The following is a 26,854-nucleotide window of genomic DNA, read 5'->3' as shown; positions in this document are numbered from 1 at the left end:
GTCAGCCGGCGGCGGGGCCGGCGCGTGTGCCTTGGGCGTGGACCGGTCTCGCGGACGGGGTCACTGCATCGGAAAACGGTGACACACGGGTCAGGGATGTTGAAGCCAGTGAGTCGCACCGCGCTTCAGTCCAGGGTGACTCGATAGACAGTCGACTCTCTCCGCTGGAAACCTGCCCGCTCGTACAAGAGGTTCGCAGCCTCTCGCGAAGGCCGCGATGTGAGGTCGACGGTTCGAGCTCCCGCGTCCGAGGCCAGGCCGAGGGCCTTGTCGATCAGGACTCTGCCGACCCCGTGACCACGTGAGGCGGCATCGACCACCACGTCCTCGATGTGAGCCCGCAGACCGGATGGCAAGGGGGACATCACCAGCGTCAACGTCCCGACGATCACCCCCTCGACACGGGCCACCAGCAACGTGTTGGTACTGGCAGCCGTCAATCTCCCCACTGCTTCATGGCTCAGGGGCTTTGCCTTGGACGACAGCTGCGGAAGGAGACGAGCAAACGCCTCCACCACTTCGTCGGTCGCCTCGTGAACGACCTCGGTCTCCACGCTCATGGTCTGGAATCTATCGGCCCCTGACCTTGTCCTGGGAGAGTTGCTCGTAGCGGCCTGGCGGGTCCGCTGCGTCAGACTGCGCGGCTCTTCTGCAGCTCGCAACGAGATTGCCTCGCTATTTCTCTGCCATTGCTCCATGCGGGTGGTGTGGGCCTTGGGGTGTCACCGTCGAAGAGAGAGGGCGCCAGGTCGGACGTCACGGGCTCGGGCTTGGCCGTCGGCTGCTGACCTGCGGGTTCGAGGAGATCTCTGTTCAAGATGCTGGACGGGGCAGGTGCTACTAACGTGATGGTTGTGAGAGTCGCAACCGGGGCGCGCCCCTGGGCCGCAAGGTTCCCGAAGGGTGGGAGCCGATCATCCGGCGAGACGTGCTCCCGCTTGGAGCTGTGACCTCTGCGAACCGCGCCGCATGTTCCGCGTGCGCTGTGCCCGTCCACCTTCGATCTTCAGTGGTGGAAGGAAAGGTAAAGACTCATGCGAGCACCTCATATCAAGCGTTCTCTCGCTGTAGTAGCCGCCAGTGTGATGCTGGCTGGTGGCGCCGCTGTCGGGGCGGCGGGTACGGCCACGGCGGCTCCTGCCCACGAGACCTCCGTGGCCAGCAATTCCTACGACTGGTGCGGTTGGTGGAACAACTGCTACGGGTACGGCTACGACAACGGCTACGGGTACGACAACGGCTACGGGTACGGCTACGACAACGGCTATGGCTACGGCCCCGTAGCCATCGTCCTGGTGACCGCACCTGGCGTCTATGGCGGCTACGGCGGCTACGGCGGTTACTGAGCCAACTTCGGGAAAGGTGGATTGGACGGTCCTCTCGAACGAGGGGGCCGTCTTCATGGGGGCATGGGTGGTGTGGCGGCATGCGCGGGCGGTCCATCATCAGCGGATGGTCCCGGTTCGGGCGTACCGGCCCGGGGTGATGCCCACGACCCGCTTGAAGTGCCGCGTGAGGTGGGACTGGTCGTAGAAGCCGACGGCGGTCGCTACCTCGCCCGCCGGCTGTCCGTCGAGCAGCAGACGGCGGGCCAGGTCGACGCGACGGGACATCACGTACTGGTGAGGGGCGATGCCGAAGGCGCCGCTGAAGGCTCGCACGAGATGCGTGGGGTGGGCGTGTACCAGGCGCGCGGCCTCTTCCAGCGTGATGCCTTCAAGCAGGCGCTCGTCGAGGAGGTCGCGCAGGCTCCGGGCGATGTCGCGGTCGGGCCCCGCGCTACCGAGGGCCGGCCTGGGGCGCAGGTGCGTGCGCAGTCGCTCGCCGATGAAGGCCAGACGGCTCTCCGCCTCGAACTCGTCCCCCCGGTTCGCGAGAGTGGTATGAAGCTGTCCGACGCGTTTGCGCAGCACGGGATCGGCGAGGTCCGGGCCGTCCACCGCGGGCCCGATGAGGCTCTCGTCCAGTTGTGTCGTGTCGAGGTAGAGCACGCGCTTGCGAAAGCCGTGCGGGGTGGCCGGTGAGCCGTTGTGCGGGATCTGCGGCGGGAGCAGACTCACGGTGTCGCTCGGGGTGCCGCGCTCGTAGCGGTCCAGATCGTAGCGGACCGCGCCGTCATCGACGATCAGCAACGTCCAGGCATCGTGGACGTGCATGGGGTACGCGTGCTCGGTGAAGTGTGCGTGGAAAACCTCCACGACGCCCGCGACTGGGGGGCGCCAAGCGGAGATCTCCTGCCGGGGTGTCACGCAAAGAACGTACAAGACGGAGAGGGCGCGGACCCTGGAGTCTCGAAGCATGAGAACTGACGAGGAGACCGAGGCCGGAACCGGGGTCGAGACAGGTGCGGGGAATGAGAACGTGCCTGTCCGCTTCGACACCAAGATCGCTGTCCTGTTGCGGGAGGATCTTGAGTCCTGGCAGCGGCTGAATGTGACCGCCTTCCTGCTCAGCGGGCTCGGCACGGCGTCACCCGAGGTGATCGGCGAGCCGTACACGGACGCCGACGACACCGCGTACCTGCCGATGTTCCGCCAGCCCGTGCTGGTCTTCGAAGGAACGAAGGAGATGCTGACCACTGCGCACGGCCGTGCGCTGTCGCGCTCGCTGCCGAGGGCCGTGTTCACCTCGGATCTGTTCAGCACGGGCAACGACCGGGACAACCGGGCGGCGGTACGGGCTGTGGGAAAGGACCAGCTCGATCTGGTGGGGATGGCCGTCTACGGGCCGCGCAACGCGGTGGACAAGGTCCTCAAGGGCGCGCGCATGCACCCCTGAGCGACTTCACATCCCGGCGATCCCGATCATCAGTACCCGGGCGGTCGAACGCCTTCCGATGAGAGCGGTGAACGCCCCCCGCACAGGACGACACGGCCACCATGGGGATCACCGTCAAGGTCGCCGATCTTGGCGAGGTCGCCTTCGAGGAGGACTGTGCGCCGGCGTGGCAGGACTGGGCGCAGCAGGAGGACGCGGCGGCCCGGGTGAGCACGACGATGCGTGCGCTGCTCAGCGGGGCAGCGTCACCAGGCCCGTCTCGTACGCGAGGATGACGAGCTGCACGCGGTCGCGGGCGTCGAGCTTGGAGAGCAGCCGCGTCACGTACGTCTTGACGGTGGCCACGCTGATGACCAGCTCGGCGGCGATCTCGGTGTTGGACAGGCCGCGCCCGACGAGGGTGAGGATCTCCCGTTCCCGGTCGGTGATGCCGCCGATCTGCCGCGCCGCGGGGGCGGGGGCGGGCTCGCGCCGTCCGGCGAACTCGGCGATCAGCCGACGGGTGACGCTCGGCGCGATCAAGGCGTCCCCGGCGCCGACCACCCGGATCGCGGCGAGGATGTCGTCCAGCGCCATGTCCTTGACGAGGAAACCGGACGCACCCGCGCGCAGTGCGGCGTAGACGTAATCGTCGTCGTCGAAGGTGGTGAGCACCACGACACGCGCATCTCCCGAGCCCGCGGTGACCAGGCGGGTGGCCTCGATGCCGTCCATGCCCGGCATGCGGATGTCCATCACCACCACGTCGGGGTCCAGCTCCTCGGCCAGACGGACCGCCTCGGCGCCGGTTCCGGCCTCCCCGACGACCTCGACGTCGGGCGTTTCGGAGATGACCATCTCCAGGGCGGCCCGGACCAGCGGTTGGTCGTCGGCCAGCACGACGCGGACGGTCATCATGCTCCTCCCGCCACGGGCAGCCGGGCCGACACCTGGAAGCCGCCGTCGGCCCGGGGTGCGGCGTGGAACTCCCCGTGCAGCAGGGCGACCCGCTCGCGCAGTCCCGCGAGGCCGTAACCGCTGCCCGGGATGCTGCTGTGGCCGCGACCCCGGTCGGTGATCTCGATGGCCACCTCGTCCGCATTCCGACAGTCGATGGACACCTGGCAGGAGCGGGCGCCGGCGTGACGCAACACGTTGGTGACCGACTCCTGGATGATGCGGAAGGCCGCCAGGTCGATCTCCGGCAGAAGCGGGGGCCGCTCGCCGTGCCACCGGACATCGACCCGCACACCGGCGGCTGTCGTCGCGGCGGTCAACCGGTCGAGGTCGGCCAGGCCTGACATCTGGTGCAGCGCGGTCACCTCCGCGCCTGCTTCCTGATCGGCCTGGCGCAGGGCGCCGAGCATGCGGCGCAGCCCTGCCAGCGTCTCCCGCCCGGCGGCCTCGATCTCGGCCAACGCGTCGCGCGCCCGGTCCGGCCGGCTGTCGATGACCCGCCGCGCCGCACCGGCCTGCAGGGCGACGATGCCGATGCTGTGCGCCACCGTGTCGTGCATCTCGCGCGCAATCCGCAGCCGTTCTGCGGTGACCGCCTGCGCGGCTGTCCGAGCGCCCAACGTCTCGGCGTGCTCCCGGGACTGACGCATCGAGCGGCCCACCAGCCAGGCGATGAGGACCACCAGGAGGCCACTGTCCGAGGCGCCGATGGTGGTGCCGGTGAGAAACAGGCCGCCGCCCATCTCGGACAGCATGGCCAGATGGCCGAACAGAACGCCGACCACCATGGCTGCGGCGGCGCGCGATGTCCGGCGCGGGCAGGTGGCCGTGACCAGGCAGAGGGCGACAGCGACCGCCGGCAGAGCGGTCGGCGGGAGCTGCACGTTCGAGCGCCACGCTTCCGTCTCCGCGACAGTGGCGGCGATCAGCAGACCGGTCGCCACCAGCGGCCGACGGCGCAGCAGAGCGGCGGCGGTGAACGCGACGAGCGTGGCGAGCGTGATGGTCGCCCAGTCCCGGTGCTGCGGGATCAGGCCCGTGTCGGAGGAGGTGACCGGCGGGTGGTCAGGTCGTGCGCCGAGCACGACGGAGGGGTACGCCACCGAAACGCACCAGGCCAGGGCCGTCCACGCGCCCGGTGACACGCGCTTCAGCAGTGGCGGCTTCACGGACATGCGGTGATCGTAACCAGGCGCTCGCCTTCGGGCATCGGACCAGGGGTGTACAACCAGGGGTGACGCACGCCGCGACCGAGTGTCAGTTCTGGTCCGATGCCCCGCCGGGCCCCGCCGCGGCACCGTTGGCCACGTGATCGAAGTCAACGAACTGACGAAGCGTTACGGCCGCACCACTGCGGTCGACAACCTCACCTTCACCGTCCGCCCGGGCCATGTCACCGGGTTCCTCGGCCCGAACGGCGCCGGCAAGAGCACCACCCTGCGCATGGTTCTGGGGCTCAACGACCCCACCAGCGGCACCACCACGGTCGACGGCCGCCCGTTGCGGGACCGCTCGCGCGGCCTGCGCCACGTCGGCGCGCTGCTCGACGCGAGCGATGTCCACGGCGGCCGCAGCGGCCGCGCCCACCTGCGCGCTCTGGCCCGCAGCAACGCCATCCCGCGCAGCCGGGTGGAGGAGGTGATGCACGAGGTCGGGCTGGTCGGCGCGGCCGGCCGGCGGATCGGTGGGTACTCGCTCGGTATGAAGCAGCGGCTCGGCATCGCGACCGCGCTGCTCGGCGATCCGCCGGTGATGCTGTTCGACGAGCCGCTCAACGGGCTGGACCCGGAGGGCGTGCTGTGGGTGCGAGGCATTTTCCGCCGCCTCGCGGCCGAGGGCCGGACGGTGTTCGTCTCCAGCCACCTGATGAGCGAGATGGAGAACACCGCGGACCAGTTGATCGTCATCGGTCGCGGCAAGCTGATCGCCGCGGAGAGCGTGGCGGAGTTCGCCGCCCGTGCCACTCGGGTGAGCGTCACCGTCCGTACGTCCGAACCCGCCACGCTGACCGGCGTGTTGACCGCCGCGGGCGCCGTCGTACACCCCGGCGACGACGGCACGCTCACCGTGACCGGTACCGACGCGGCTCGGATCGGCGAACTCGCCCTCGAACATCGGCTCCTGCTGCAGGAGTTGACCCCCCGCACCGCTTCCCTGGAGGAGGCGTTCATGGAACTCACCGCCGACAGCGTCGAATACCTCGCAGGAGAGCACCGATGACCACCCTGACCCTTGCCCCGGACGCACCCCGGACCGCCGCCGAGCTCCGTGGCCGGTTCCGTGATCTGTTCGCCGCCGAGTGGATCAAGCTCTGGTCACTGCGCTCCACTCCCTGGGTGCTCGGCCTCAGCGCCCTGGCCATCATCGGCGCCAACCTCAATTCCGCGAAATACACCTACGACCACTTCGCCGCCGGCGACACCGCGTCCATGTACGTGCAGACAGCGCTGAACGCCTCGTTCACCATGATCGCCGCCGACATCCTGATGCTCGTCGCGAGCAGTGTCGGCGCCATCGTGATCGTCAGCGAGTACGCCACCGGGATGATCCGCACCACTGTCGCGGCCGTCCCCGACCGCCGCGCGGTGCTGGCAGCCAAGGCGTGCGTGCTGACGGCGGTCATGTTCGGCTACGGCATCCTCGTCGCCGGGACGTCGTTCGGCATCGGCCAGGCGATCCTGTCCGGACGGCACATCGGTCTTTCGATCACCCACCCCGGCGCCCTGCGGTTCATCGCGGCCGCCGCCCTGTTCGCCCCGGTCTGCGCCCTCATCGGCATGGGCATGGGCGTCCTGATCCGGCACAGCGCGGCCACCGTGGTCGGCACGGTGCTGGTGCTCTTCTTCCTCCCCTCGTTCTTCAACGAAACCCACCGCTGGTCGGCGGACGTCTTGCACGCCATGCCGCTCACCGCCTGGCGACGCCTGGCCCAGGTCGACATGACGAACGTCTTCGTCTCGCACTACCCGGCGACGCTCGGCGGAGCGTGGATCACCTTCGCGGCCTGGCCTCTCGTCTCGGTGGTGATCGCAACGATCGCCGTCCACCGGCGGGACCTGTGAGACCCACACCGGTCACACCCGGGAGGGCCCGCATCGGCGGCCGAGGATGCGGGCCTTCTGTATGACAGTCGGTGTCGTACGACTGGTGCCGGCCCCGACGCTCGCGGATGCCAACAGCAAGGCCGGCTCCGTGGAGACTCACCGATGTACCCGGAGCACGGACTCCCGCGTCGTCATCCCGTACACCGAGGCGTCGCCCCACCGGGTGCCGCTGATCACCGCCCACAAGGTGTCGGGCAAGAAGGGGCACGCCTACTGGGCCCGGTGGACGTACCGGATGTCCGGAGGGGGCATGAAGGCCGGCGGATGGAAGAAGTCCAGCTGGACCGGCGACAACGGCAGGGCAGCCGGGTTGCCGTGGAGACCCTGTCCGCCTCGTCCGCGAGCGCACCGGCGGCGCGCACGGGGATCACGGTTGCGCCCGAGCCCTCCGCAGACGGGACCGCCCCGGCCGCATGTGCGGCCGGGGCGGAACGGTCACCGCGGGCTTCGCGGGGACCGGGGACTGCCAGGGGCCAGTGCCCCTCCCGGCAAGTTTTGCCCCGTCGGGCAGACATTGCCGGTCACGGCACTAGCCCAGGGAGGCGATGGCCTCGTTGAACGTCGCCGACGGGCGCATGACGGACGACGCCTTGGCGGCGTCCGGACGGTAGTAGCCGCCGATGTCGACCGGCGAGCCCTGCACCGCGATGAGCTCGTTGACGATCGTCTGCTCCTGCTCGGTCAGCGTCTTGGCGAGACCGGCGAACGCCTCCGCGAGCTGCGCGTCGGCGGTCTGCTTCGCCAGCTCCTGGGCCCAGTACATGGCCAGGTAGAAGTGGCTGCCGCGGTTGTCGATGCCGCCCAGCTTGCGGCTCGGCGACTTGTCCTCGTTGAGGAAGGTGCCGGTGGCGCGGTCGAGGGTGTCGGCGAGCACCTGGGCGCGCGCGTTGCCCGTCGTCTGCGCCAGGTGCTCGAAGCTGACCGCGAGCGCGAGGAACTCGCCCAGGCTGTCCCAGCGCAGGTAGTTCTCCTTGACCAGCTGCTGGACGTGCTTGGGAGCGGAGCCACCGGCGCCGGTCTCGAACAGGCCGCCGCCGTTCATCAGCGGGACGACCGAGAGCATCTTGGCGCTCGTGCCGAGCTCCAGGATCGGGAACAGGTCGGTCAGGTAGTCACGCAGCACGTTGCCCGTGACCGAGATCGTGTCCTCGCCCCGGCGGATGCGCTCCAGCGAGAACGCGGTCGCCTCGACCGGCGACAGGATCTTGATCTGCAGGCCCTCGGTGTCGTGGTCGGCGAGGTACGTCCTGACCTTGGCGATGAGGGTCGCGTCGTGCGCGCGGCCCTCGTCCAGCCAGAACACGGCCGGGTTGCCGGTCGCGCGGGCGCGGGTGACGGCGAGCTTGACCCAGTCCTGGATCGGCAGGTCCTTGGTCTGGCACATGCGGAAGATGTCACCCGCGGCGACCGTCTGCTCCAGCACCACGTTGCCCGAACCGTCGACGACGCGGACCGTGCCCGGGGCGGCGATCTCGAAGGTCTTGTCGTGGCTGCCGTACTCCTCGGCCTTCTGCGCCATCAGACCGACGTTCGGCACCGAGCCCATCGTCGACGGGTCGAACGCGCCGTGCGCCCGGCAGTCGTCGATGACGGCCTGGTAGACGCCCGAATAGCTGCTGTCCGGCAGGACGGCCAGGGTGTCGGCCTCCTTGCCGTCCGGGCCCCACATGTGGCCGGAGGTGCGAATCATGGCGGGCATGGACGCGTCGACGATGACATCGCTCGGCACGTGCAGGTTGGTGATGCCGCGGTCGGAGTCGACCATCGCCAGGGCGGGACCCTCGGCGAGCTCGGCCTCGAAGGACGCCTTGATCTCGGCGCCCAGGTGGGGCACGCCGTCCAGGCCGTTCAGGATCGTGCCGAGGCCGTCGTTCGGCGACAGACCGGCGGCGGTCAGCGCCTGGCCGTACTTCGCGAACGTCTTCGGGAAGAAGGCGCGCACCACGTGACCGAAGACGATCGGGTCGGAGACCTTCATCATCGTGGCCTTCAGGTGTACGGAGAAGAGCACACCCTCGGCCTTGGCACGGGCGATCTGCGCATCGAGGAACTCGCGCAGGGCGGCCGCCCGCATCACGGACGCGTCGACGACCTCGCCCGAGAGCACGGGTACCGACTCGCGCAGGACGGTGGTGGTGCCGTCGTCACCGGCGAGCTCGATCCGCAGGGAGCCGGGCTCCGCAATGACGGCGGACTTCTCGGTGGAGCGGAAGTCGTCGGCGTTCATCGTCGCGACGTTCGTCTTCGAGTCGGCCGTCCAGGCGCCCATGCGGTGCGGGTGCGTCTTGGCGTAGTTCTTCACCGACGCGGGGGCACGGCGGTCGGAGTTGCCCTCGCGCAGGACCGGGTTGACCGCGCTGCCCTTGATCTTGTCGTAGCGCGCGCGGACGTCCTTCTCCTCGTCCGTCCGCGGGTCGTCCGGGTAGTCCGGCAGCGCGTAGCCCTGCTGCTGCAGTTCGGCGATGGCCGCCTTCATCTGCGGGATCGACGCCGAGACGTTCGGCAGCTTGATGATGTTCGCGCTGGGCGTCTTGGCCAGCTCACCGAGCTCGGCGAGAGCGTCATCGATGCGCTGGTTCTCGTCGAGGTGCTCCGGGAAGACGGCAATGATCCGCCCCGCCAGGGAGATGTCGCGGTTCTCCACGGTGACCCCGGCCGTCGAGGCGTACGCCTCGATCACAGGCAAGAACGAATACGTCGCCAGGGCCGGGGCCTCGTCGGTGTGCGTATAGATGATGGTCGAGTCAGTCACCGGGTGCTCCGCTCCACGTCTGCAACATTGCTTGATATCAAGATATCCCGTGACGGCCGCCTGTTCGACAGGGCCCTGCCGACCGGGCGGCGGTCCGTGAAGATCATCCGTGGGCGGATCCGGGTAGTGGCCCGACCGTCAGAGCGCCCACACTCCCTTGGCCAGCGTGGTGATCCCACCGCCGAGTGCGAGCAGCAGGACGAGCAGTCGGGCCCGCTTCTCCGGAACCCGCTCAGTGAGCGCCTTCCCGATCAGGGCGCCCGCCGCCAGGCCGACAGTGATCAGGAGCCAGAGGGGAGCGCTGAGCTGCGGAACGCCATTGGCGGCGACGGAGAACGCGTTCACCACCACCCCGTAGAACTGGGCGTTCGGCACGAATTCCCGCACTGTCCAACCCGCATTCACGGCATACAAGGAGACCGCCGGGCCGCCGACGCCCGCCGATGAGTTCATGAACCCGCCCACGGCACCCGCAGCCACCGCCCCTCCGGGCCCGCGCAAGGCGGGCACCCGGACGCCCCGCATCACCAGCAGCACGGCCCCGCTCACCAACGCCCCCATGCCGGCCAGCAACACCGGCTCCGGCAACCGGGCCGCCACCCAGCTCCCGGCCGGCACCGTGCACGCCGCCGCCACGACCAGGGGCACCATCGAGGCCGGGCGCACCTGCCGCCAGCCGCCCGCGAGCCCGACCAGGCTGATCGCACCGGCCGCGCAGTTCGCGAGCACCACGCCCTCGGCCGGGCCCAGCACCAGCACCAGGGCGGGCACGGCTATGAGCGCGAACCCCATTCCCGTGAGCCATTGCACCGAGGCGCCGATCAGCACGATGCCGCTCAGCAACAGCTCGGCCGTCCCACCGCTCGTCACGGACCGGATCCTGCCAGGTGTGCCGCGTCAGCTCATAGAGTTCCGACACGCTGACGATCAGCGGCGGCGATTCGGGCGGCCGAGACCCCGCAGTCTTCGGTGCGGGCGCGCCCGACGCGGCCGGCGGTTCCCCGCGCCGGGCCGGCTTCCTTCGTCGGGGCTCCGCCGCCAGTGATCGCCGGGCGACAGGATCGGCGCCTTGCGTTCGGCCTGCGCCCGGATCGCGTGGTGCGCCTCGTGAGCAGTCACCCGGAACGCCTCGTCGTAGGAGGCCAGGGCCGCGGTGATCGCTGCGCCTGCGGTACCGCGGCGACGGACGTGGGATGCCGGCCAGGTGAAGAAGCCCATGACTGCGGCGAGGCCGCCGACGACCGCGAGGAGCGGCAGGAACGCATCCATGGGTCCGAGGCTGTACGGACTGCCGTGAAAGCACTGGTGCCCTGCGGCTGCCGGGGCACCAGTGAATCGGGCATGGGCGGGACGAGCGCCCGCCCCACGTCGTATCAGTCGTCGATCGCCGCCCCGTACAGAGCGTCGAGTGAGGGACCGCCGAAGGCGCTCGCCCCGTAGTTCCACGAACCGGAGGTCGTCACGCCGCCGGTGCTCGCGGAGAAGACCCAGACGTAGCCGTCGTTCGTGTTCTCGCCGGGCGCCGAGACGAGCAGACCGAAGCGGCCGTCGTCGTTGGGGTCGGTGAAGGAGACCTGGCCGCCGAACTTGTCGCCCTTCTCCACGGTGCCCGGGACCTTCGCGGTGCCCTGTGTCACCGACAGCGCGCCGGTGGCGGTCAGCCCCCGGGGCGAGCCGCGCAGCACCGTGAAGGCGCCCGCGTCCGCGACGTTGCCGACGTCCTCGCCGGAGATGCCGATCGCCAGGTCCGCGAATCCGTCTTTGTTCGTGTCGCCGATGGAGAGGTCGGTGCCGAAGCCGTCGCCCCGCTCGTTCGATCCCGGTACGCCGGGCGAGTTCTGGGTCCACCAGACGGGCGGGGTGCCCGGGCCCTCCTGGCCCGCGGGGCCGGCCGCGCTGCCGTAGTAGACGCCGACCAGGCCGCCGGTCATGCTCTCACCGCCGTCGTCCGGGCTGTGCGGCTCACCGGTGGCCAGGTCGTCGTATCCGTCGCCGTTGATGTCGCCGGAGGCGACGACCGGGCCGCCGCGTACCGCGGTGACCGGCAGCGGCTCGTCGTTGGAGGCGGTGCCGGGGAGGATGTACGACCAGCCGTGCCCCGGCTCGTCGCCGACGCTGGTTCCGGAGACGACCAGGTCGGCGTAGCCGTTGTTGTCGTAGTCGCCGGTCGTCATCGACGCGGGCCGGATGCCCGGCGCCTCGGAGGCGGCCGACCCGGTGCGCACCTTCTTCGACGGCGCGGAGAGCGTCGTACGCGACTTCTGTACGGGCTGCCGCATCTGCGGGCCGGCACTCTTCGCGCTGGGCTCGGTGGCCGGCTCGAACTGATACGTGGTCAGTCCGACCGAGTCCATGACCGCCAGCAGGTCGCCCGGGGTGATGTCGGAGAACCGCGCCGCGGCGAGCGAGGCGCCGAACTTGCCGCCCGCGGTGGGCTCGTCGGCCTGCAGCCAGTTGCTCACCGACCCGACGAGCCCCTTCGGCGTGCCCCACAGGACGACGACGCCGCCCGCGTTGGAGACGGTGCCGATGTCCTCGCCGGGGATACCGACGACCGCGTCGTCGTAGCCGTCGCCGTCGAGGTCGCCGGTGGCGAGCGTCTTGCCGAAGCCGTCGCCGGCCTCGGCGGCGCCGGCCACACCCGAGGTGTTCTGGCTGAAGGCCCTGACGTTGGAGGTGCCCATGCCCTTGGGTCCGCCGTACTGCACGGTGACCATGCCCGCGCCCTTGTGCCCGCCGACGGCAGCACCGGGAGCGCCGACGAGCACGTCGTCGTAGCCGTCGCCGTTGAAGTCGGTGTTGCGGTCGTTGGCGTGGGTGCCGCCGGGGGTCCCGGCGTACGCGGACGGGGCGGCGGCGATGGCCGCCCCCGTCACGAGGAGAAACGATGCCGCGGCAACGGCGGCCGAGCGGTGCTTGCGCATGAGCGGCTCCTTGGCTCACGAAGGGCCGGGCTTGCTCGGGGGCACGGGGGGTATCCGGAAAGGGCCCGTTCCTTGTCCGGCGCCGTGTTTGACAGCGCATGGGGCACAAGGGTTGTACGCAAGATGTGCCCGGATTTCCGAAGAAGATCACTTCGGTGCCGTTCACGGGTGGTACACGTGCGTTTGGTGCATCGGCCGAAGGCAGTGCCACCTCGGGTGAATCCGGTTGTGCGGCCGTTGCCGGGCGCCCGTACCCGAAGGAGTGGTTCCGTGGCCGCACGACCCAGGCCCTCCCTTCGAGCGATGGCCCGGGCCGGCGTCGCCGACGTCTGTCACATCTGCGGGCCCGACGCGGACAGAGGCTGCCTCAAGGACGCTTGCCCACCTCATCCATGCGGGCCGGTTCGGGCCGGACTCGCTCATTTGGCGTCCGTGATGCAATGCCGCCCATGGAGATACTTCACAACAAAGCACAGTTGTTCCGCTCGCTGCACGTACCGGGCAGGCCAGTGGTCCTGCCCAACGCGTGGGATGCCGCGTCCGCCCGTGTGGTGGCGGACGCGGGTGCTCCCGCGATCGCCACCACCAGCGCCGGAGTTGCATGGTCACTGGGCCACGGTGACGGCGACCGGCTGAGCCGCGACCAGGCACTGGGCGCAATCGCCCGGATCACGGCCGCCGTCGACGTGCCGGTCACCGCCGACATCGAGCGGGGTTACGCGGCCGACCCGGCCGGCGTCGCCGAGACTGTGCGAGGGGTGCTGGCGGCCGGAGCCGTCGGCATCAACCTGGAGGACACCCTGCGTCCCGTCCCTGAACAGGCCGAACGGATCGCAGCCGCCCGCAGCGCCGCGGACGAGGCAGGCGTCCTGCTGTTCATCAACGCCCGCATCGATACGCACCGACTGCCGCCCCATGACCGCACGGCATGGCTGGACGAGACGCTCGCCCGCGCCCGCGCCTACGCGGCGGCAGGCGCGGACGGCATCTTCGTCCTCGGCTCGCTGGGCGCGCAGACGGTCAGGACGCTCGTGGAATCCGCGCCCCTGCCGGTGAATGTCCTGGCAGGCCCCGGTGCGTTGCCCGCGTCCGAGCTCGCCGCGGCGGGAGCAGCCCGCATCAGCGCGGGATCCGCCATTGCCGAGGCGGCATACGGGCTGGCCCGACGAGCCGCCCGCGAACTGCTGACCCAGGGCACGACGAACAGTCTGGAGGGCGGGTTCGACTACGCCACCCTCAACACCCTGCTCCTGACCAAGCCCACGCACTGAATCGAGGTCAGGAACACAGCCACAGTCCGATCGCCGCTGAGATAACGGTGCTGTGGAAGCCGTAGACGCTTTTGATCACCTCGGGTTCGCGGTGGCCGTCGCCGGGCCGGGGCGGTCAACCCTGTGACGGTGCCTGTCGCGAAGCCCGTGTGGGGACACGCCCCCTGCCCGGCGGGAGCGAGCACCGCTCCGAGCAGTCCCGAGGTGCCGGGGCCTCGCCCGTCGAAGGAGGGGAACAGGGTGTTGCCAAAGTCGATAAGTGACTATGTGTGAGTGATCGACTACTTTGGGCATGTGGTCCAGGGGATGAGCAGCGGGGCGGTGAGGCGCCCGGTGCGGGCAGCGTTGCTGTTCGCCCTGCTCCTGCTGGTCGCCTGTCATCTGGTGGGCGCACTGCACGGGCCCGGGTTCGCCACTCTGTCCGTGCACGCGGCCGGCGACGACTGTTCGCACGCCGCAGCGGAGTACAGCGTGGACCGAGCGCCCGACCACGGTGGCGGCCACACGGACGTGGTCGACCACGCCGTGGACCGTCTTCGCTCCCCGGCGGTCCACGCCATCACCGATCCCGGTGACACGGCGCCTCTCACCTACACGCCCCGCGCGGTGCCTGACCCGTCCGACCTGGTGGGCGCGGAACCCCTGAGGGGCGATACCGGCGGCGGCCGGGCGACTCTGGCCCGGCTCTGCGTCCTGCGGCGGTAGGCCGCGCCCGCACGCCTTCTCCCCCCGTGCCCGCTCGGACGCGGGATCGGAGGTGTGCTCGCGCGCCCGTGACCCGTCTGCCTCGCACACCCGGCCTGATCCGGTGTGCACCAAGGAGCGTTGCCGACCATGCATGTCCCCCTGCTCGAAAACTTCTGCGCGAACTCACTCGCCCCCGCGCCGCCGGTCGCCCGCGGCGCCCACCAGTTGGTGGGCAACACCCCGGTCCTGTGGGTGGGCGAGCCTTTCGCGCCTGCCCGACGGGGCTTCTTCGCCAAACTGGAGGGAGCCAACCCCGGAGGCATCAAGGACCGGCCCGGCCTGCACATGGTCCGGGAAGCCCGTCGCCGTGGCGCTCTCCGGCCCGGAGCCCCGATCATTGAGTCCTCCAGCGGCACCCTCGCGCTCGGCCTGGCCCTGGCCGGTCTGACCCACAACCATCCGGTCACCGTTGTCACCGACCCCGGCATGGAGCCGGCGATGCTGCGCCTTCTCGCCACGCTGGGCGCCGAAGTGCAGCAGGTGGCCGCCCCGCATCCGGCCGGTGGCTGGCAGCAGGCCCGCCGCGAACAGGTCGCCGAACTGCTGGACGCGAACCCGGGAGCGTGGTGCCCGGACCAGTACCACAATCCCGACAACGTCGCCGCGTACGCGCCCCTGGCCGCCGAACTCATCGCCCAGCTCGGCCGTCTCGACGTACTCGTCGCCTCGGTCGGCACGGGCGGGCACTCGGCCGGCATCACCACCGTGCTGCGCGAGAGCTTCCCCGATCTGGTGCTGATCGGGGTCGACGCGACCGGCTCGACGATTTTCGGTCAGCCGGCCGCCCCGCGCCTGATGCGCGGCCTGGGCTCCAGCATCCATCCGGGCAACGTCGACTACGGTGCCTTCACCGAAGTCCACTGGGTCGCTCCCGCCGAAGCGGTCTGGGCCTGCCGCCAACTCGCCCGCCACCACTACGCCATGGGCGGCTGGAGTGTCGGCGCGGTCGCCCGGGTCGCCGGATGGGCGGCCCGCACCTGTCCCTCCGGCACCCGCATCGCTGCGATCTTCCCCGACGGCCCCCACCGCTACTTGGACACCATCTACAACGACGCCTGGTGCCAGGAGCACCAGTTGCTCGGCCACCTTCCGCCCGAGGAACCCGACACCATCGACGACCCGGCCGAACACACCGTGCGGCGCTGGACGCGCTGCGCCCGCGTGACCGACCCGCTGGATCGCCCCGCCCCCGCGGGCGTTCGCACTGTGGTGGGTGTGCGGTGAAGCAACTGTGCGCGCGCGTGCGCTCCTTCGACCCCGGTCTCCAGCTACTGATGTTCAACCAGTTCGGTATCAATGTCGGCTTCTACATGCTGATGCCCTACCTCGCCGACCATCTCGCCCACGGCCTTGGCCTGGCCGCCTGGGCGGTCGGCCTGGTGCTCGGCGTGCGAAACCTCTCCCAGCAGGGGATGTTCTGGCTCGGCGGCACCCTCGCCGACCGGATCGGCTACAAAGCCCTCATCCTGACCGGCTGCGGCCTGCGCACCGGCGCGTTCGCCCTGCTGGCCCTCGCCGACACCCTCCCGGCGCTTGTCATCGCGTCCGCCGCCACCGGGCTCGCCGGGGCCCTGTTCAACCCTGCCGTCCGCGCCTACCTCGCCGCCGGAGCGGGCGAGCGCCGAGTGGAGGCATTCGCCGCCTTCAACGTCTTCTACCAGGCCGGCATCCTGCTCGGCCCCCTGGTGGGCCTTGCCCTGCTCTCCTGGGACTTCCGCGTCGTGTGTACGGTCGCGGCCGCGGTCTTCGCACTCCTCGCCGTCGTACAGGCCCGCGCCCTGCCCCCGTGCCACCCGGCCGCCGACACCGAGCGCGCGGGCGGGCTGCGCGGGATCGCCGCGGACTGGCGGACCATCGTGACGAACCGGCCCTTCGTCCTGTTCTCCGCCGCGATGGCCGGCTCGTACCTCCTGGCCTTCCAGACCTACCTGGCCCTGCCCCTGCAGGCCCGCACCCTTCTCGGTGAGGACAGCGGCACGGCCATGGGCGTGATTTTCGCGGTCTCCGCCCTCACCGCTGTCGCCGGACAACTGCGACTCACCGCCTGGGCCGGAAAACGCCTCGATGCCCCCCGAGCCATCGCGATCGGCCTCGTCCTGATGGGCGCAGCCTTCCTGCCTCTGCTGCCAGGCCCCTACCAGCGGGCCGACGGGCTGTCGGCCGGGGAAGGGATGACCGGCCTGGTGCTGTGCGCAGGCCTGCTGGCCGCCGGCTCGGCGCTGCTGTACCCGTTCGAGATGGACACCCTGGTCCGGCTGTCCGGCGAGCGGCTGGTCGCCACGTACTACGGCGCGTACAGCACCGTCTCCGGGATCGCGGTGGCCGCCGGGAACCTGGGGGTGGGAGCCCTGTTCGACCTCGCCGCCCGCCTGGGCGCACCGTGGCTGCCCTGGGCCGTGCTGGCCGCCGTGGGCGGCGGCTGCGCTACGGCCCTGACCGCACTGCGCCGCACGGGCCACCTCGACCCTGCCGCCGGTGTCCCGGCGCCGGCGGTGGCCTGAGGGCCTGTCGGGTGACCTTCGATCGGATAGCGGACGCGGTCTGGTGCGTGCGATTCCAAGGCGGCGGGATGTCCTCGGATGGGGTCTCCCCTGCTCGAACGAAGCTGAGAGCCTGGGGAAGGAGCTACTAGGATATTTCGGCAACGCGGGAAGCGTGCGTGCCAGGGCGTGGCCGCCCGATCAGAGGTCACCCGACAGGCTCTGAGCCCCAGGCCGGGCGTGCACCTCACGCGTGGGGCGCGCGCCCGGTCAGCCGGTGGTCGGCCAGTTCCAGGGCTTCGGCCACCACGCGTCGCAGATGCCCGTCGGGCAGCGTGTAGATCACCCGGCGGCCCTCCTTACGGGTCGTCACCAGCCCGGACATGCGCAGTCGGGCGAGATGCTGGCTGACCGCCGGCCGGGCCGCCCCCACGGCCTCCGCCAGCGAGGTGACGTCGGCCTCATTCGCTGCCAGGACATGCAGCAGTGCCAGGCGGGTGCGGTCCGCCAGCAGGCCCAGGACCTCGGCCGCGACCAGGAAGTGCTCAGTGCCCACCTCTCGCGGCTGCGAACCCTGCGCAGGTGATAGATGCATGCGTGCATTCATGTGCACATAATAGGCAGGTGGGATCTCCGTCCACCCCGCCGCCTGACGAAAGCGAGCGCGCTGTGAGCCAGCACCACCACCATGGTCCTGACGAGCCGGGTGCCGGGCACGGGCATGACCACGGTCACGAGGACGCGCACGACCACCGGTATCCGCAGAGTCACGAGCGCGACGGCTCGCGCTGGTCGCGGGTGCGACACCAGGTCTCCCACGTGGTCACGCCGCACAGTCACGAGGCCTTGGACAAGGTCGACTCGGCGATGGAGACCTCCAGAGAGGGGATGCGCACCCTGTGGCTGTCCCTGGGCATCCTGGGGGCGACCACGGTGATCCAGGCGGCCGTCGTCGTGCTGTCGGGGTCGGTCGCGCTGCTGGGCGACACCATCCACAACGCCGCCGACGCACTGACCGCCATCCCTCTGGGCATCGCGTTCGTCCTGGGCCGCCGTGCGGCGAACCGCCGCTACACCTACGGCTACGGACGCGCCGAGGACCTGGCCGGCGTCGCCATCGTGCTCACCATCTCCGCCTCCTGTGCCCTTGCTGCGTACGAGACGGTCGACCGTCTCCTCAGCCCACGCGACATCACCCACCTGTGGGCGGTCGCAGCCGCCGCGGTGGTCGGCTTCGTCGGCAACGAATGGGTGGCCCGCTATCGCATCCGCACCGGCCGCGCGATCGGCTCCGCCGCCCTCGTCGCCGACGGACTGCACGCCCGCACGGACGGCTTCACCTCGCTCGCCGTTCTCCTCGGTGCCGGCGGCGCGGCACTCGGATGGCGGGCCGCCGACCCGATCGTCGGGCTGCTCATCACCGTCGCGATCCTCATGGTGCTGAAGGACGCCGCCCGTGAGGTCTACCGGCGGTTGATGGACTCCGTCGACCCCGCCCTGGTCGACCTCGCCGAAACCGCCCTGCGCGTCGTGGACGGAGTCCGCGACATCGGGCAGGTCCGCATGCGGTGGATCGGCCACGCGCTGCGCGCCGAGGCCGACATCGTCGTCGACCCGCGGCTCACCGTGGTCCAGGCGCACGCCCTGGCCGTCGCGGCCGAGCACGCCCTCATCCATGCCGTGCCCCGCCTGACCGGCGCCACTGTGCACACCGACCACACCGCCGACCACGGCGACCCCCACGCCGCCCTCGCCCACCACACCGCCGTCTGACCTCGCCATCACGTGGGGCGGGCCGGTCGGCGGCGAACGGCGCGCACTCATCGCCCGCATCCGACGGGCTGAAGGGCGCTGGGTACCCGGGCGGGGTATTGTCGTGCGGGTCGGCGGCTACGGGCGCGCAGCAACGCGGAGGAAGGGAGCGGCACAGTGAGCATCGGACAACCGAGCGAGCGGGACAGCGCCCGGCTCATCGCGGTCTGTGCCGTCCTGCTCGGTCTGTTTCTCATGCACGGCGCGCCGGCCACCGCCGCCGAGGGCTGCCACGGTGCGATGCCCTCCGTCACCGTGCCCATGCACGACGGCCACGCCGCTTCGACGATGACCTCAACGGCGCCGCCGACCACCGCACAGAGCGCTCAGGCCGCCCGGGCCGGTGACGGTTCGGCGATGCACGGGGTGCAATGCGTCTCCACCCCCGCACACGAGCGGAACCCGCTGCCGGCGGCCGGCCTGTACGCCGCCGGGGCGCTGCCGGTTGCATGGTTCCCGGCGGGTTTGCGGGCGGCCACCGGCTGGACACGCCGGCGCGGACCGCCGGCCGGCGGGCGAGATCTCCTCATCCAGGTGTGCGTCGCGCGGACGTGACAGGCGCTGCGCCGAACCCGGTCACTGACCGGAACGGCCCCGTGTCCTGCCCTTCCCGCGCGCCACCGGCGTGGTGCGCCCACCCGGAAAGACCCTCTCTCATGTTCGCCTCTTCCCGTTTCGCCCCGCGTCGCCGCGCTGTCGCGGCGGCCGGCACCGCAGCGGCCCTCGCGCTGACCCTGGCCGCGTGCGGCTCCTCCAACGACTCCTCGTCCATGCCCGGCATGGACCACGGCGCGAAGGCCTCGGCTTCCTCTTCGCACAGCGCGTCGCCTTCGATGAGTGACATGCCCGGCATGGACCACATGGCCGCCGACAACGGCCTGTCCGACAACAAGGACGGCTACCGCCTCACCCCCCACGACGCGACCCTGCCTTCCGGCAAGCAGGCCGCGTACCGGTTCACGGTCAACGGCCCGGACGGCAAGCCGGTCACCGACTTCGCCGTCGACCAGACCGAGCGCATGCACTTCTACGCCATCCGCTCGGACCTGACCGGCTTCCAGCACATCCACCCGGTCATGGCCCCCGACGGCACCTGGACCGCCGACCTCACCTCCCTCGCCCCCGGCTCCTGGCGCATGTTCGCCTCCTTCACCCCGGACACCGGCACCGGGAAGGGCAAGGACTTCGTCCTGAGCCGCACCGTCACCGTCCCCGGGACACCCACGAAGACCCCGCTGCCCGCAGGGGCCGGCAGCGCGGAGGTCGACGGCTACACCGTCACCGTCAAGGGCGAGCCGATGGCCGGCATGGCGCACCCGCTGACCGTCACCGTGTCCAAGGACGGCGAGCCGGTCACCGATCTGCAGCCCTACCTGGACACCTACGCCCACCTGACCGCCTTCCACGAGGGTGACGCCGCATTCGCCCACCTTCACCCGACCACCGAGGCGAACGGTGAGCACGGTGGCCCCGACCTGGCTTTCCACGCCGAACTGCCCACCTCGGGCAACTGGCGGCTGTTCCTGCAGTTCCAGACCGGCGGCAAGCTCCACACCGCTGCTCTGACCCTGCCCGTGGGCTGAACCCGGAGGGGCGCCGCCCGAGCGGCGGCGCCCCTCGTCGGGAATTCGGCCGAGACCGTCCTGGGCACGCCCCTGCCCGATCTGTGGCGGCCTCATTCCGCCTATGCGGCTCTCGCCGCGGCGTCACGACGGGCCCGCCGCGCGCCGCCCCTTGTAATTGATCTTCATGGTGTCCATGTCCGTGGCGGTGGAGCGCAGTTCGCGGAAGCCGTAGCCGTACTCCTTCAGGGCCGTCTCCGCCCGGTCCTCGGCGATCGCCGACGCCATCTCCTCGCCGTCCTCGGCGTCCGAGACGACCACGTACCGGAAGCTGAAGTGCTTGAGCACCGCGTCGTAGGTGAGTGAACCCTCCTCGGTGAACTGCATCGCCGCCAGGCCATGCTGCTCGACCTCGGCAAGCAGTCGGGCTCGTGCCTCGTCGGTGAGGCCGTCAAAGGTGCCGCGCACGATCACTCGGTAGGTGTGCTGGGTGCTCATCGTGTCCTGCCGCCTTCATTGCACAAGTCGTTGAGGATCAAGGTTACGACGGCGAGGACGAGCGGCATGCGGGATATTGTCGTCGTCGACGCCCCGTCCAATCCTGGGCTGCACGGGATGCGGCCGACCTGGCCGCCGCCACCGTACGGAGCCTGGAACACCAGACCCTGGACGGCTTCTGGGTGCACCTCGATGCCGATGTGCTCGACCGGCCGTGATGCCCGCCGTCGACAGCCCCGACGACGGCGGACTGCTTCCCGAGGAGCTCGGCCCGCTGCTGCGCGTCCTCGTCCGCTCGCCGCGCTGCGTAGGCCTCAACGTCACGGTGTACGCCCCCGATCTCGACCCCGACGGAGCGCTGCTCGCCGACCTGTTGGTGGCGGCTTTTGCCGAAGTCTGACGGCTGCGCCCCTGGTCGGGGCGGCTTCCAGCGTGTTCCATGGTCATCGGGGGGGCGCCCGGACCTGCGGCGGCCCGCGCGAGGGAGCGAGGTTGCCTTGGCCACGACCGTACGACGTGCCGTACTGACTCTGCCCGCCGCACCGCTGGGCCCGGAGAACCCGCTGCCGGCGCTGCGGCCGCTCGACGAGATGCATGTCGTCGACGACCGGGCCCGGGCAGGACTGCCGCGTGACATGGCACGGCAGATCGGCTACGAGCCGCTGGGCACCGTCCTGCCGGTGCGCATCCTCGACGGGTACGGGCGCGAGCGGACGCCCACCGGCCTGGACGCGATCATCATCGAGAACGACCGGCTGCGGGCCACCGTCCTGCCGGGGCTCGGTGGCCGGATCCACTCCCTCCACCACAAGCCGACCGGCCGCGAACTGCTCTACACCAACCCTGTCCTGCAGCCCGCCGACTTCGCGCTCAACGGCGCATGGTTCTCCGGCGGCATCGAGTGGAACATCGGCGCCACGGGTCACACCACGCTGTCCTGCGCCCCGGTGCATGCCGCCCGGGTCCCTGCCCCCGACGGCGGTGAGATGGTCCGGCTCTGGGAGTGGGAGCGGTTGCGCGACCTCCCGTTCCAGGTGGACCTGTGGCTGCCGGCGGACTCCGACTTCCTCCATGTCGGCGTACGGATACGCAACCCGCACGAGCACACCGCGCCCGTCTACTGGTGGTCCAACATCGCCGTCCCGGAAGGCGAACGCACCCGGGTCCTGGCCCCTGCGGACGAGGCCTGGCACTTCGGTTATGAACGGACACTGACCCGGGTCCCCGTCCCGGAGACCGGTTCCGTCGACCGTACGTACCCGCTGCTCAGCGACTTCCCCGCCGACTACTTCTACGAAGTGCCCGACGGCGCCCGCCGCTGGATCGCCTCCCTCGACGCCGAGGGCCGGGGCCTCGTGCAGACCTCCACCGACCTGCTGCGGGGCCGCAAGCTCTTCGTCTGGGGCAACGGGCCCGGCGGACGCCGCTGGCAGCAGTGGCTCACCGAACCCGGCACCGTCGGCTACGCGGAGATCCAGGCCGGACTGGCCCGCACCCAGCTGGAGCACATCCCGCTCGAACCCGGCGCCGAGTTCAGCTGGCTGGAGTCCTACGGTCCGCTGTCCGCGGACCCCGGGGTCGTGCACGGCGACGACTGGACCGCGGCCCGCGCCGAGACCGAACAACGGCTGGCCGAGGCGCTGCCGCGGGCCGACGTCGATGCCGCGTACGCGGCCTGGCGCCCGTACGCCGACACTGAGCCGGGCGAGTCCCTCGCCACCGGTTCCGGCTGGGGCGCCCTCGAAGTCCGGCGTGCCGGATACAAGCTCCCCGGCACGCCGTTCGCCGAGTCCACCCTGGGCGAACAGCAGGCGCCCTGGCTGTACCTGCTCGACCGGGGCGGCTTCCCCGAACCGCGCCGCGTGGCGCCGCCCGGACCGTCGCTGGTCTCCGCGCACTGGCGCGACATGCTGGAGACGGCGGCCGCCGAACCCCTCACCGAGTACCACCTCGGCATCGCCCAGTGGCACGCAGGCGACCGTGCCCAGGCGGTCCGCAGCTGGGAACGCGGTCTCGCCCTCGCTCCGTCCCGCTGGCCGCTGCTGCGCTGCCTGGCCGTCGCCGCCCAGGAGGGCGGCCAGCGCGACCGGGTCGCCGACCTCTACAGCGAGGCGTTCGATGACCTGTGCGCGGAGCGCCGGGACGACGGCGATGGCTGGACGGCAGCCACCATCGCTCTCGGCAGCGAGGCGATCGAGGCGCTGCTGTCGGCCGGGCGGACCGAGGACGCCCGGACGGTCTGGACCGGGCTGAGCCCGGCGATCCAGCAGCGCGGCCGGTTCCGCCTGCTGGAGGCCCGACTTCTGCTGGCCGAGGGAGATCGCGCTGCCGGCCGTGCCGTCTTCGACGAGGGCTTCGAGGTCGCGGACCTGCGGGAGGGGGCGGAGATCCTGGACGAGGTATGGTCCGCGCTCACCGACGATCCACTGCCCGATGTGTACAACTACCGGATGCACCCGAAGAGTTGACCCGGGAACGCCGAGGAGGGAAGCGGCGCGTGATCGTCTGGGTGAACGGGGCGTTCGGCAGCGGCAAGACCACACTGGTGGCCGAGCTGCACCGGCGGTGGCCCGAGGCCCTCGTCTACGATCCCGAGCAGATCGGTTTCGTCCTGCGGGACATCGTGGAGGTACCGAAGGGCAACTTCCAGCATCTGCCGCTGTGGCGAAGGCAGGTTGCCTCGATGGCCATCGGGCTGGTCGAGGAGTACGGGCGGCCCGTGCTGGCCCCGATGACCGTCGTCCATCCGCACTACGCGGAAGAGATCTTCGGAGCCCTGGAAGCAGCTGGAGTGACGGTCCATCACTTCTTCCTCGAGGTGCCCGCCGATGTCCTGGAGCAACGGCTCGATGCCCGGGTCGTCGCCCCGGACGACCCCGTACGCGACGAGGCCGCCCGGCGGTGGGGCAAGGCGCAGATCGCGCAGTGCGTGGCCGCGGTCGACACGCTGCGGGCCGGGACGGTGCTTCTGGACGGTGAGCGGCCCACGCGCGAACTGGCGGACGAGGTGCTGACGCACGTGGGCGCGGAGTCGCAGTAGGGGGCGCCGTGACCGGAACCTGCCGGGTCAGACGGGCAGGTTCCGGTCGACGTACTCGAAGACCGAGCCGTCCGGATGGACGGCGATCAGATTCCGGCCGACCGGAGTCGGCAACGGGCCCGCGACGATCCGGGCGCCGACCCGGACGAGGGACTCGTGGGCGTCGTCGACGTTCTTCACCGCGATCGTCGCCGTCACCTTGCACAGGATCTCGAGCTCCGACTCCGGGCCGCTCATCAGCAGAAAGCAGCTGATCGCGGCGACCGAGACCCCGCCGCGCTCGAAGCGCAGCGCCGAACTGGCCGTGAGGTCCTCGTAGAAGGCCACCGCGGCCTCCAGGTCATCGACGCAGATACGCAGCGTGGTTGCCAGAATTTCCATGTGAAACAGGGTAGTTGGCGGGTCGGACCCATGTGATCGATTCCACCCGCCGGTCCTCGGCGGTGTCAGGCGCGGCAGAGCACCTCGCCGTGCGGGACCATGAACCATGCGTCGCCCTGCTCGCCCCAGGCACGCCAGGCCGCCGCGATGTCGGTCAGCTGCTCGGTGGTCGCGTGGCCGCCGTCCACGGCCAGCTTCGCGTACACCGAGCCGACCGTGCGGTCCGCCCACAGGCCGCTCCACCAGGCGCGGTTCTCCGGTGTGGCGTAACACCAGGTGGCGGCGGACGGGGTGATGTCGGTGAAGCCGGCCTGCCGGGCCCAGGAGAGCAATCGCCGGCCCGCGTCCGGCTCGCCGCCGTTGGCGCGGGCCACCCGCCCGTACAGCTCCTGCCACGCGTCCATGACGGGAGATTCGGGATACCAGGTCATCGCCGCGTAGTCGCTGTCGCGGGCCGCGACGACGCCGCCGGGACGGCAGACCCGCCGCATCTCGCGCAGTGCCTGTACCGGGTCGCCCACGTGCTGCAGCACCTGGTGGGCGTGCACGACATCGAAGGACTCGTCGGGGAAATCCAGGGCGTGCACATCGGCGGTGGTGAACTCGACGTTGTCCAGGCCGCGTTCGGCGGCGACCTCGGCGGCCTGGTCCAGGATCTCGGCGGCGGTGTCGACGGCGGTCACCCTGCCGGGGGCCACCAGTGCCGCCAGGTCCGCGGTGATGGTGCCGGGGCCGCAGCCGACGTCCAGCACCGCCATGCCGGGCCGGAGTTCGCCGATCAGATAGGCCGCGGAGTTGGCGGCAGTGCGCCAGCGGTGCGAGCGCAGCACCGATTCGTGGTGGCCGTGGGTGTAGACGGCGGTCTCCTTCGGCATGGCTGTGCGTCCTCTCTCGGAGCGTGATGCGAAGCGCTGAGCGATGCGCCAACCGTACGCCGAGATGTCGTATGGTGAGATGGGCGTCTTGATATCTGGACTCATCACGGGCTCACCGAGGCATCGGGCAGTAGACGGTCAGCGCCTCAGGCAGCTTGTCGATCACCAACTCCCTTTGACTGTGCGCCACTTCGCCGTCGTATGCATAAGGCGTTCCCGGGGTCAGGCCGGCGATCCGGACCTTTCGAAGTCGTACCGCCGCATGAACGGGGGAGCGGGTCAAGGGGCCCGCGACCGCAGCCGCGAGGAGACGGAGGCCGGGTGTGCGACCGCCGTGCACCACCCGGACGTCCAGCAGTCCGTCCGCGAGATTGTGGCGCCGGCCCGGCGCCGGGCCCACCCGCCGGAACAGGCCGTTTCCCACGAACAGCAGCCACAACGGGCGCCGCTTGCCCTGAAGTTCGGCCTCCAGCGGGCGTTCGCCGCGCAACACGTGGAGCGCCGCCACAACGCCTGCAGGCCAGCCGCCGATGCGTGGCGCCCAGCGCTCGCGGGTCCGTACCAGCTCCGGATAGGTGCCCAGACTGAAAGCGTTGAGGAAGTAGCCGGGTGCGCTGCCCGGCCCGTCCGGGCCCGGCCGGAAGCGGCCCAGGTCCACCCGTACCGCATCACCCGCGACCAGTGCGGTGCACACGTCGTCCACCGTCTCGATGCCCAGGTCGTAGGCGAAGTGGTTGAGGGTCCCGCCGGGGAACACCGCGAGCGGCACACCGTGCGCGGCGGCGACCGAAGCGGCGCTGTTGACCGTGCCGTCGCCCCCGCAGATCCCGAGCGCACGGCCCTGTCCGGCTGCCTTTTCCAGCTCGTCGGAGAGCTCGCCGGGCGCGCACTCCACCACCTCGGCGAGCGGCAGCGCGTCCCGTACCAGCGAGGCCGTGGCCGTCGCCGAGCCGGACTCCTGATTGGCGACGACCACCAGGCCCCGGCCGCCCGGCAGGGCCGGCGCGTGGGCGGGCGGTCTGCCCGGCGCGGGCAGCTGTCCACGCGTCGGTACGACACCGCGCAGCGCGAACGCGGCTCCTATGCCGAGCGCGGCACCGGCCAGCACATCACTCGGATAGTGGACTCCCGTATAGACGCGGGAGGCGGCGACGGCCAGTGCGAGCGGGGCGACCGCCGCGCCCCAGCCCTTCGATTCGAGGGCGACGCCCGTCGCGAAAGCCGCCGCCGACGCGGCATGCCCGGACGGGAAGGAGGTGGTGAACGGCTGGCGGGTGAGCCGACGTATCACCGGAACGGCGTCCAGTGCCGGCCGCTCCCGGCGCACCACGCCTTTCCCCACGGTGTTGATCGCGGCCGAGGCCACGGCCAGCGAGGCCACCCCGCGGAGCGCGGCGCGCCGGGCCCGGGCGCTGCTGCCGAGGGCCGCCATGCCCGCCGCGGCGCCGAACCACAGCAGCCCGTGATCGGCGCTGCGGCTGAGCCGTGGCAGTACGGGGCCGGCGCCCGGCCAGTGCCGGCCGGCCACGCTCCGGAAGACGGCGAGATCGCGCCGGTGCAGCCAGATGCGGAGTCCGGTGGGGGAGGGGGCGGAGGATGCGCTGCTCGGTGACGACATGGCAGTGCGGATACCCCTTTCGGCAGGGTCGAAGCAGCAGGCACGCTCGCGCGCGGCTCTCCGGACGGAGACAGTG

Annotated in this window: 26 protein-coding genes and 1 pseudogene; 14 read left to right on the top strand and 13 right to left on the bottom strand. The window is 70.8% G+C overall.

The window, feature by feature from the left end; genetic code table 11:
- Positions 1 to 125: 125 nt before the first annotated feature.
- Positions 126 to 560: a GNAT family N-acetyltransferase gene (locus OG395_RS14905; protein WP_327243376.1), complete on the bottom strand. Its 435-nt coding sequence runs from the start codon at positions 558 to 560 to the stop codon at positions 126 to 128.
- Positions 561 to 1,034: 474 nt separating this feature from the next.
- Between OG395_RS14905 and OG395_RS14900 the strand changes: the two genes are divergently transcribed.
- Positions 1,035 to 1,346 carry a hypothetical protein gene (locus OG395_RS14900; RefSeq protein WP_327243375.1) on the top strand — a complete coding sequence of 104 codons (312 nt, stop codon included), beginning with the start codon at positions 1,035 to 1,037 and terminating at the stop codon, positions 1,344 to 1,346.
- 99 nt (positions 1,347 to 1,445) lie between these two features.
- Here OG395_RS14900 and OG395_RS14895 read toward each other — a convergent pair whose 3' ends face one another.
- Entirely contained in the window at positions 1,446 to 2,300 is an 855-nt protein-coding gene (locus OG395_RS14895; RefSeq protein ID WP_327243374.1) for a helix-turn-helix transcriptional regulator, read from the bottom strand.
- Between OG395_RS14895 and OG395_RS14890 the strand changes: the two genes are divergently transcribed.
- On the top strand, positions 2,299 to 2,778 hold the full coding sequence (locus tag OG395_RS14890; protein WP_327243373.1) for a DUF2000 domain-containing protein: 480 nt from the start codon (positions 2,299 to 2,301) through the stop codon (positions 2,776 to 2,778). The genes OG395_RS14895 and OG395_RS14890 overlap by 2 nt on opposite strands.
- Before the next feature lie 231 nt (positions 2,779 to 3,009).
- Here OG395_RS14890 and OG395_RS14885 read toward each other — a convergent pair whose 3' ends face one another.
- Complete coding sequence (locus OG395_RS14885; RefSeq protein ID WP_327249341.1) at positions 3,010 to 3,672, bottom strand: response regulator transcription factor; 663 nt, start codon at positions 3,670 to 3,672, stop codon at positions 3,010 to 3,012.
- Entirely contained in the window at positions 3,672 to 4,889 is a 1,218-nt protein-coding gene (locus tag OG395_RS14880; protein WP_327243372.1) for a sensor histidine kinase, read from the bottom strand. The genes OG395_RS14885 and OG395_RS14880 overlap by 1 nt, the downstream gene beginning before the upstream one ends.
- Positions 4,890 to 5,022: 133 nt before the next feature.
- Here OG395_RS14880 and OG395_RS14875 point away from each other — a divergent pair, with 133 nt between their 5' ends.
- Both OG395_RS14875 and OG395_RS14870 read left to right on the top strand, forming a co-directional pair.
- Positions 5,023 to 5,934, top strand: coding sequence for an ABC transporter ATP-binding protein (locus OG395_RS14875; RefSeq protein ID WP_327243371.1), 912 nt, complete (start codon positions 5,023 to 5,025; stop codon positions 5,932 to 5,934).
- Positions 5,931 to 6,776, top strand: a complete 846-nt coding sequence (locus OG395_RS14870) for an ABC transporter permease (RefSeq protein WP_327243370.1) — start codon at positions 5,931 to 5,933, stop codon at positions 6,774 to 6,776. Before OG395_RS14875 ends, OG395_RS14870 begins: the two co-directional genes overlap by 4 nt.
- Before the next feature lie 571 nt (positions 6,777 to 7,347).
- On the opposite strand, the gene OG395_RS14865 is transcribed toward OG395_RS14870, so the two are convergent.
- The 4 genes from OG395_RS14865 to OG395_RS14850 all read right to left on the bottom strand — a co-directional run bounded on the left by OG395_RS14865 (position 7,348) and on the right by OG395_RS14850 (position 12,494).
- Positions 7,348 to 9,570, bottom strand: a complete 2,223-nt coding sequence (locus OG395_RS14865) for an NADP-dependent isocitrate dehydrogenase (protein WP_327243369.1) — start codon at positions 9,568 to 9,570, stop codon at positions 7,348 to 7,350.
- Positions 9,571 to 9,708: 138 nt separating this feature from the next.
- Positions 9,709 to 10,440: a sulfite exporter TauE/SafE family protein gene (locus OG395_RS14860; protein WP_327243368.1), complete on the bottom strand. Its 732-nt coding sequence runs from the start codon at positions 10,438 to 10,440 to the stop codon at positions 9,709 to 9,711.
- Between the two features lie 57 nt (positions 10,441 to 10,497).
- Positions 10,498 to 10,839 (bottom strand): hypothetical protein, encoded by a 342-nt coding sequence (locus OG395_RS14855; RefSeq protein WP_327243367.1) that lies wholly within the window; start codon positions 10,837 to 10,839, stop codon positions 10,498 to 10,500.
- Positions 10,840 to 10,943: 104 nt separating this feature from the next.
- Positions 10,944 to 12,494 (bottom strand): esterase, encoded by a 1,551-nt coding sequence (locus tag OG395_RS14850; protein ID WP_327243366.1) that lies wholly within the window; start codon positions 12,492 to 12,494, stop codon positions 10,944 to 10,946.
- 440 nt (positions 12,495 to 12,934) lie between these two features.
- Here OG395_RS14850 and OG395_RS14845 point away from each other — a divergent pair, with 440 nt between their 5' ends.
- The 4 genes from OG395_RS14845 to OG395_RS14830 all read left to right on the top strand — a co-directional run bounded on the left by OG395_RS14845 (position 12,935) and on the right by OG395_RS14830 (position 17,013).
- Positions 12,935 to 13,765, top strand: coding sequence for an isocitrate lyase/PEP mutase family protein (locus tag OG395_RS14845; protein WP_442818560.1), 831 nt, complete (start codon positions 12,935 to 12,937; stop codon positions 13,763 to 13,765).
- 273 nt (positions 13,766 to 14,038) lie between these two features.
- The gene (locus tag OG395_RS14840) at positions 14,039 to 14,470 is read left to right on the top strand and encodes a hypothetical protein (protein ID WP_327243364.1); all 432 of its coding nucleotides are present in this window, start codon (positions 14,039 to 14,041) and stop codon (positions 14,468 to 14,470) included.
- 129 nt (positions 14,471 to 14,599) lie between these two features.
- On the top strand, positions 14,600 to 15,736 hold the full coding sequence (locus OG395_RS14835; RefSeq protein ID WP_327243363.1) for a PLP-dependent cysteine synthase family protein: 1,137 nt from the start codon (positions 14,600 to 14,602) through the stop codon (positions 15,734 to 15,736).
- Positions 15,733 to 17,013, top strand: coding sequence for an MFS transporter (locus OG395_RS14830; RefSeq protein ID WP_327243362.1), 1,281 nt, complete (start codon positions 15,733 to 15,735; stop codon positions 17,011 to 17,013). Before OG395_RS14835 ends, OG395_RS14830 begins: the two co-directional genes overlap by 4 nt.
- A 226-nt stretch (positions 17,014 to 17,239) precedes the next feature.
- Here the strand turns inward: OG395_RS14830 and OG395_RS14825 are convergent, their stop codons facing one another.
- Positions 17,240 to 17,599, bottom strand: coding sequence for an ArsR/SmtB family transcription factor (locus OG395_RS14825; protein WP_266979516.1), 360 nt, complete (start codon positions 17,597 to 17,599; stop codon positions 17,240 to 17,242).
- Between the two features lie 62 nt (positions 17,600 to 17,661).
- On the opposite strand from OG395_RS14825, the gene OG395_RS14820 reads away from it, so the two are divergent.
- The 3 genes from OG395_RS14820 (at position 17,662) to OG395_RS14810 (ending at position 20,387) form a co-directional block, all read left to right on the top strand.
- Positions 17,662 to 18,765 carry a cation diffusion facilitator family transporter gene (locus OG395_RS14820; protein ID WP_327243361.1) on the top strand — a complete coding sequence of 368 codons (1,104 nt, stop codon included), beginning with the start codon at positions 17,662 to 17,664 and terminating at the stop codon, positions 18,763 to 18,765.
- Positions 18,766 to 18,921: 156 nt separating this feature from the next.
- A complete protein-coding gene (locus OG395_RS14815; RefSeq protein WP_327243360.1) occupies positions 18,922 to 19,359 on the top strand; it encodes a hypothetical protein in 438 nt (145 codons plus the stop codon).
- 101 nt (positions 19,360 to 19,460) lie between these two features.
- Positions 19,461 to 20,387 carry a hypothetical protein gene (locus OG395_RS14810; protein WP_327243359.1) on the top strand — a complete coding sequence of 309 codons (927 nt, stop codon included), beginning with the start codon at positions 19,461 to 19,463 and terminating at the stop codon, positions 20,385 to 20,387.
- A 123-nt stretch (positions 20,388 to 20,510) separates the two neighbouring features.
- Here the strand turns inward: OG395_RS14810 and OG395_RS14805 are convergent, their stop codons facing one another.
- Positions 20,511 to 20,864, bottom strand: a complete 354-nt coding sequence (locus OG395_RS14805) for a DUF6204 family protein (RefSeq protein WP_327243358.1) — start codon at positions 20,862 to 20,864, stop codon at positions 20,511 to 20,513.
- 128 nt (positions 20,865 to 20,992) lie between these two features.
- On the opposite strand from OG395_RS14805, the pseudogene OG395_RS14800 reads away from it, so the two are divergent.
- From OG395_RS14800 to OG395_RS14790, 3 genes and pseudogenes are all read left to right on the top strand, one after another.
- A pseudogene (locus OG395_RS14800) lies at positions 20,993 to 21,264 on the top strand (arginase family protein); the annotation flags it as partial.
- Positions 21,265 to 21,361: 97 nt separating this feature from the next.
- On the top strand, positions 21,362 to 23,332 hold the full coding sequence (locus tag OG395_RS14795) for a DUF5107 domain-containing protein (protein ID WP_327243357.1): 1,971 nt from the start codon (positions 21,362 to 21,364) through the stop codon (positions 23,330 to 23,332).
- Positions 23,333 to 23,361: 29 nt separating this feature from the next.
- Complete coding sequence (locus OG395_RS14790; protein ID WP_327243356.1) at positions 23,362 to 23,904, top strand: AAA family ATPase; 543 nt, start codon at positions 23,362 to 23,364, stop codon at positions 23,902 to 23,904.
- 27 nt (positions 23,905 to 23,931) lie between these two features.
- Here OG395_RS14790 and OG395_RS14785 read toward each other — a convergent pair whose 3' ends face one another.
- From OG395_RS14785 to OG395_RS14775, 3 genes are all read right to left on the bottom strand, one after another.
- Complete coding sequence (locus OG395_RS14785; protein ID WP_327243355.1) at positions 23,932 to 24,285, bottom strand: VOC family protein; 354 nt, start codon at positions 24,283 to 24,285, stop codon at positions 23,932 to 23,934.
- A 65-nt stretch (positions 24,286 to 24,350) separates the two neighbouring features.
- Entirely contained in the window at positions 24,351 to 25,160 is an 810-nt protein-coding gene (locus tag OG395_RS14780) for a methyltransferase domain-containing protein (RefSeq protein ID WP_327243354.1), read from the bottom strand.
- A 112-nt stretch (positions 25,161 to 25,272) separates the two neighbouring features.
- Complete coding sequence (locus OG395_RS14775) at positions 25,273 to 26,778, bottom strand: bifunctional phosphatase PAP2/diacylglycerol kinase family protein (protein ID WP_327243353.1); 1,506 nt, start codon at positions 26,776 to 26,778, stop codon at positions 25,273 to 25,275.
- Positions 26,779 to 26,854 lie beyond the last annotated feature (76 nt).

This window comes from Streptomyces sp. NBC_01320 (assembly GCF_035974375.1).
Classification (GTDB): domain Bacteria; phylum Actinomycetota; class Actinomycetes; order Streptomycetales; family Streptomycetaceae; genus Streptomyces; species Streptomyces yanii.
Note: the sequence above shows the minus strand (reverse complement) of the source record. Positions and strands in the feature narration are given on the sequence as shown.

Coding starts and splice junctions, on each gene's coding strand:
- OG395_RS14905 (WP_327243376.1), bottom strand. CDS start 560: ATGAGCGTGGAGACCGAGGTCGTTCACGAGGCGACCGACGAAGTGGTG.
- OG395_RS14900 (WP_327243375.1), top strand. CDS start 1,035: ATGCGAGCACCTCATATCAAGCGTTCTCTCGCTGTAGTAGCCGCCAGT.
- OG395_RS14890 (WP_327243373.1), top strand. CDS start 2,299: ATGAGAACTGACGAGGAGACCGAGGCCGGAACCGGGGTCGAGACAGGT.
- OG395_RS14895 (WP_327243374.1), bottom strand. CDS start 2,300: ATGCTTCGAGACTCCAGGGTCCGCGCCCTCTCCGTCTTGTACGTTCTT.
- OG395_RS14885 (WP_327249341.1), bottom strand. CDS start 3,672: ATGACCGTCCGCGTCGTGCTGGCCGACGACCAACCGCTGGTCCGGGCC.
- OG395_RS14880 (WP_327243372.1), bottom strand. CDS start 4,889: ATGTCCGTGAAGCCGCCACTGCTGAAGCGCGTGTCACCGGGCGCGTGG.
- OG395_RS14870 (WP_327243370.1), top strand. CDS start 5,931: ATGACCACCCTGACCCTTGCCCCGGACGCACCCCGGACCGCCGCCGAG.
- OG395_RS14855 (WP_327243367.1), bottom strand. CDS start 10,839: ATGGATGCGTTCCTGCCGCTCCTCGCGGTCGTCGGCGGCCTCGCCGCA.
- OG395_RS14850 (WP_327243366.1), bottom strand. CDS start 12,494: ATGCGCAAGCACCGCTCGGCCGCCGTTGCCGCGGCATCGTTTCTCCTC.
- OG395_RS14845 (WP_442818560.1), top strand. CDS start 12,935: ATGCCGCCCATGGAGATACTTCACAACAAAGCACAGTTGTTCCGCTCG.
- OG395_RS14835 (WP_327243363.1), top strand. CDS start 14,600: ATGCATGTCCCCCTGCTCGAAAACTTCTGCGCGAACTCACTCGCCCCC.
- OG395_RS14825 (WP_266979516.1), bottom strand. CDS start 17,599: ATGAATGCACGCATGCATCTATCACCTGCGCAGGGTTCGCAGCCGCGA.
- OG395_RS14810 (WP_327243359.1), top strand. CDS start 19,461: ATGTTCGCCTCTTCCCGTTTCGCCCCGCGTCGCCGCGCTGTCGCGGCG.
- OG395_RS14805 (WP_327243358.1), bottom strand. CDS start 20,864: ATGAGCACCCAGCACACCTACCGAGTGATCGTGCGCGGCACCTTTGAC.
- OG395_RS14785 (WP_327243355.1), bottom strand. CDS start 24,285: ATGGAAATTCTGGCAACCACGCTGCGTATCTGCGTCGATGACCTGGAG.
- OG395_RS14780 (WP_327243354.1), bottom strand. CDS start 25,160: ATGCCGAAGGAGACCGCCGTCTACACCCACGGCCACCACGAATCGGTG.
- OG395_RS14775 (WP_327243353.1), bottom strand. CDS start 26,778: ATGTCGTCACCGAGCAGCGCATCCTCCGCCCCCTCCCCCACCGGACTC.